Annotated in this window: 6 protein-coding genes; 5 read left to right on the forward strand and 1 reads right to left on the reverse strand. The window is 40.0% G+C overall.

Going from position 1 to position 5,036, the window contains the following annotated elements; translation table 11 throughout:
* On the forward strand, positions 1 to 211 hold a 211-nt coding region (locus PX484_RS20475; protein ID WP_288105305.1), incomplete at its 5' end, for a DNA cytosine methyltransferase.
* A gap of 16 nt (positions 212 to 227) precedes the next feature.
* On the opposite strand, the gene PX484_RS20480 is transcribed toward PX484_RS20475, so the two are convergent.
* Complete coding sequence (locus tag PX484_RS20480) at positions 228 to 467, reverse strand: type II toxin-antitoxin system HicB family antitoxin (RefSeq protein WP_002732327.1); 240 nt, start codon at positions 465 to 467, stop codon at positions 228 to 230.
* A 341-nt stretch (positions 468 to 808) separates the two neighbouring features.
* Here PX484_RS20480 and yhdJ point away from each other — a divergent pair, with 341 nt between their 5' ends.
* The 4 genes from yhdJ to PX484_RS20500 form a co-directional block, all read left to right on the forward strand.
* Entirely contained in the window at positions 809 to 1,696 is an 888-nt protein-coding gene (yhdJ, locus tag PX484_RS20485; protein ID WP_287667256.1) for an adenine-specific DNA-methyltransferase, read from the forward strand.
* A complete protein-coding gene (locus PX484_RS20490; protein ID WP_287765853.1) occupies positions 1,677 to 2,795 on the forward strand; it encodes a restriction endonuclease in 1,119 nt (372 codons plus the stop codon). Before yhdJ ends, PX484_RS20490 begins: the two co-directional genes overlap by 20 nt.
* Positions 2,796 to 2,854: 59 nt before the next feature.
* Positions 2,855 to 4,489: a peptide chain release factor 3 gene (prfC, locus tag PX484_RS20495; protein ID WP_130757878.1), complete on the forward strand. Its 1,635-nt coding sequence runs from the start codon at positions 2,855 to 2,857 to the stop codon at positions 4,487 to 4,489.
* 112 nt (positions 4,490 to 4,601) lie between these two features.
* Positions 4,602 to 5,036: lysophospholipid acyltransferase family protein (locus tag PX484_RS20500; RefSeq protein WP_288105306.1), on the forward strand; the 435-nt coding region annotated here is incomplete at its 3' end.

Genomic DNA, 5,036 nt, shown 5'->3' on the forward strand with positions numbered 1-5,036 from the left:
CAAACAATTGTTTTTAAAGAAAATCTATAAACCCAAAAAGTTTCGAGAAATTACTCCCCAAGATGCGCGTAAATTACAAGGATTCCCCGATAATTTTATCTATCATCCACAGTCAGCTATCGCTAAAAAACAATTCGGAAATTCTGTTCCTATCACTGTAGTGGAAGCAGTGGCTAGAAATTTACTAGAAATAATTCGTCCCGATTATTAGACTGCGGGATACTGACTCATATTAAAATATTTAAAGGCTTAAAAATCAAATCTTCTTTGGGAATGGGTTGATGATCAGCTATCAAACTTTCGAGGTACAATTCCATAGCTTCTGTAATATTGACAATCGTTTCTTCAAAAGTGTCTCCTTGAGAATGACAACCTTTAAGCGCAGGACAAAAAGCGTGATAACCACCGTCTGACTCTTTTTCTAGAATAACGGTGTAGTTATAAATTTGTTTGGTATTATCACTCATAACACTATCAGTTGTGGATTTTAAACTATCCTAGTTACACTTAAGAAATGCTGGATAAAACACAAAAATTTTACCTGTCAACCCCTCCACCCCAATTATGTCAAAATTATTTGACCAATAGTTGACATTCGATACATTGTTTAACAATATTTACAATACTTTGTAATTTTGTTGACAAATATAAATTTTCCCAACAAATCTTATAGGATTGATCTTGAAGCCCTCAGCTTAATTGAAAAATAAAGAACTAAAAGTGGATGTTCTGATATCTGAAAAATTCTCTAGGTGCTGAACGCTAATAGCTAGTAAAAATCTAACTACTTTAAATTGAAAAAATGATCATGTTTAAACGATACGAAGCTGATGAGCAAGTTATATTTCATGGTGATTCTTTGCCGATTTTATCCAGTGAGATTGATTCTAATTCTGTAGATCTAATTTTTCTCGATCCTCCCTATAATATAGGTAAGCACTTTGCCGATTTTTACGACAAATGGGAATCGGAAAATGATTATATAAATTGGGCAAATCAAATTCTTGATCATTGCCTTCGCATCTTGAAACCCCAGGGAACATTATATGTTATGGCCAGCACTCAAGCAATGCCTTACTTTGATCTTTACTTAAGACAAAAAATGACGATTCTTAGTCGTATTATCTGGCATTATGATAGTTCAGGAGTACAAGCAACAAAATACTTTGGTTCGATGTATGAACCAATACTTCACTGTGTGAAAGATAAAAATAATTACACTTTTAATTCAAAGGATATTAAGATAGAAGCAAAAACTGGAGCAAAACGAAAACTAATTGATTATAGAAAAGCGATTCCGAGTCAATACAATACAGAGAAAGTACCAGGCAATGTCTGGTATTTCCCTAGGGTAAGATATCGCATGGATGAATACGAAAATCATCCCTCACAAAAACCTGAATCATTGCTAGAAAGAATTATTTTGGCCAGCACTGACAAGAGTGGAATTGTGCTTGATCCCTTTGCAGGAACTTTTACAGCTGCAGCTGTAGCTAAACGTTTGGGAAGAATTTCTATTAGTATAGAATTACAAGAGGAGTATTTAAAAATTGGTCTTCGACGGATTCTCGGATGGCAAGAATACAAGGGAGAAAAGTTACTCCCTCCTCAAAAAAGCTATAGTAGAAAAAGCGAAAATAAACAAGAATATAACTTTGTACAGGAGAGTCTTTTCGATGTCGATAGTAAAGCATGAATTCACCAATATAATTATTAAAATTATCGATAATTACTTTCCCAATCAGGGAAATAGCATTTTAAATGCTAGTGAGTTATTGCAATATTTGAACATTAAAACTAGAGCCGCTAATCGAGGTTCTAAATCCCGAGCAGGATTGGCTAATCATTATGCCATTTATGTTTTAGTGGAAGACTATATTAATAATGAGTTTCATCTTAAGGATGGATACGACGAGTATCAAGGCGCTCAGTATATGACACTTTTTCGCAGGCAAAGGGAGCTTCCTTTTGGCAATAAATTACAAAATCATGCTCTCAATCATCGATTAAATCAGGAATTTAAAAAGTATTTTCCTACTTTATCTTATCTACCTATAATTAGAGATGTTAAAACCAATAGATACTGGATTAATGAGAATCTAATTAAGGTTTCTCTAGACGGTAATCAAGTTAATATTGCGCCAGTGATTATAGATATAATTGATGCCTATGTGCAAACAAGACAAAAAGCATTTAATCAATTTATCAGCTATTGTCAACAGATGATTGATATTCAACAGCAAGATCCCCAGAGAGCCATTGAATTTATTCGGAGTTTACTCAGACCAAACATTGATGCTAGAGTTTTTGAGATTGTCAGTTATGCAATTCTTAAAGAGTATTATGGGGAACAGAAAATATATTGGGGATGGTCGCCTGATCGCTTAAACTCTGAATACTTACTTTTATATAAAACTGGTCGAACAAATGCCAATGACGGGGGGATAGATTTTGTCATGAAACCCCTAGGTCGATTTTTTCAAGTTACGGAAACGATAGCTGCTGATAAATATTTTTTAGATATTGATAAAGTGCAAAAATATCCCATTACTTTTGTGGTTAAAACTGAGCAGACTTGCGAGGAAATTTTAGAAAAAGTTGCGGAGCAAGCTAAGATAAGATACAAGATCAGGGCAATTGTCGAAAGATATCTAGAATCTGTAGAGGAAGTGATCAATATTCCCGAATTAATCAACCGTTGTGAGCGGGTTTTAGCTCAAGGTAAAGGAGGAGCGGTAATTGCAGAAATGGTTTTACAGAGCCGGATTGAGTTTAACCTAGAATCAGAGCCATAAAGATATCTAACTCCCCACTTAAACTAGAATAGAAAGATAGGAAAGCGATCGAACTTAGAATGACGACCGAAATTGAAAAAGAACTAGAAACCAGCGAAGCTGTCTTGGAAAAACGGCGAAATTTTGCCATTATCTCCCACCCTGACGCGGGAAAGACCACCCTGACCGAAAAACTGTTACTATACGGGGGTGCAATCCATCAAGCGGGTGCAGTCAAAGCAAGACGCGACCAACGCAAGGCCACCTCCGACTGGATGGAAATGGAAAAACAACGGGGAATTTCGATTACTTCCACGGTTTTACAGTTCGATTATCGTGATTTTCAGATTAATCTCCTCGATACTCCCGGCCACCAAGATTTTAGCGAAGATACCTATCGTACCCTAGCCGCTGCCGATAATGCAGTGATGTTAATCGACGCGGCCAAAGGTTTGGAACCCCAAACGAGAAAACTCTTTGAAGTGTGCAAACTGCGGCAGTTGCCTATCTTTACCTTTGTTAACAAAATGGATCGGCCTGGCCGCGAACCGCTGGATTTATTGGACGAAATCGAGCGAGAATTAGGATTACAAACCTATCCCGTCAATTGGCCGATCGGAATTGGCGATCGCTTTCGGGGAGTTTTCGATCGGGCCACCCAGACCATACACCTGTTTGAACGTCGCTCCCACGGCTCTCAGGAGGCGCAGGAAACCGTGATCGAGCTTGGCGACCCCAAAATTGAGGATCATCTCGAAAAAGACCTGTATTACCAGTTAAAAGAGGATATAGAACTACTCTCGGAATTGGGTGCGGAATTGGATTTGCCAGCAGTCCACGCAGGAGAAATGACCCCGATCTTTTTTGGTAGCGCCATGACCAATTTTGGGGTGAAATTATTCCTAGAATCCTTCCTCGACTATGGATTGCCACCCAGAGGACGCAATTCCTCCCTCGGTGTCCTTGATCCCACCTATCCCGATTTCACCGGTTTTGTCTTCAAACTGCAAGCAAACATGGATCCCAAACATCGGGACCGGGTAGCCTTTGTGCGGGTATGTACGGGGAAATTCGAGAAGGATATGGTAGTAAACCACGCTAGAACAGGTAAAACTATCCGTTTATCCCGTCCTCAGAAACTTTTTGCCCAAGATCGAGCAGTTATTGAAGAAGCTTATCCCGGAGATGTGATCGGATTGAATAACCCCGGGGTCTTTGCGATCGGTGATACGATTTATATGGGTAAAAAGCTCGAATACGAAGGGATTCCCTGTTTTTCCCCGGAATTATTCGCCTATCTCAGAAATCCTAACCCTTCCAAGTTCAAACAGTTTCAAAAAGGAGTCTCGGAATTACAGGAAGAAGGGGCCGTACAGATATTATCCTCGATCGATGAATTTAAACGCGACCCGATTTTAGCCGCCGTCGGTCAATTACAGTTTGAAGTGGTGCAATTCCGTCTTTTAAGCGAGTACGGAGTCGAAACTACCCTCGAACCCCTAGCCTATAGTTTAGCCCGTTGGGTCGCCGGGGGTTGGGCCGCTTTAGAAAAAGCAGGTAAACTCTTTAATACTCTAACTGTCAAAGATTACTGGGGTCGTCCCGTCTTATTATTCAAAAATGAGTGGAATTTACAGCAAGTCAAAGAAGATCATCCCTCTTTGCAATTAAACTCGATCGCACCGGTAGGATCGGGAGTAGAACCGCAATCCTAACCATTAATCCCCCAAGACAATTGCCGAACTGGTCAGGACAAGATAGCGACCCCCAGACAACTACTCTAAAGTAGAAGTGGTCAGAAAGTCTCGATCTTTCCTAACACTTCGGATGTCTCAAAGCACTATCGTTGACGATTCCCTCACCATTAGAAAAATTCCTGCTGTCAATTCCCGAATTAATCCCTGTTTAATTCGCTTTTGTTATTTTCTGGGAAATTATCTAGTTTTACCAGCTTTTTTCAGCAAAATAACGGTTACGGGCCAGGAAAATATTCCCCTAACGGGAGGTGTCATCTTGGCACCTACCCATCGTTCCCGTTGGGATGCGCTGATTTTACCCTACGCAGTGGGACGTTTAGTTACTAGACGCGATTTGCGCTTTATGGTTTCCGCTAACGAGATGAAAGGGGTGCAAGGTTGGTTTATCCGACGTTTGGGGGGTTTTCCCGTCAACACCGATCACCCCGGTATGGGTAGTCTGGTCCATAGCGTCGAACTTTTGGCCGCGGGGGAAATGGTGGCGATTTTTCCGGAAGGGGGTATC

The sequence above is a fragment of the Microcystis sp. M49636_WE2 genome (assembly GCF_030065375.1).
GTDB classification, from domain to species: Bacteria; Cyanobacteriota; Cyanobacteriia; order Cyanobacteriales; family Microcystaceae; genus Microcystis; species Microcystis aeruginosa_C.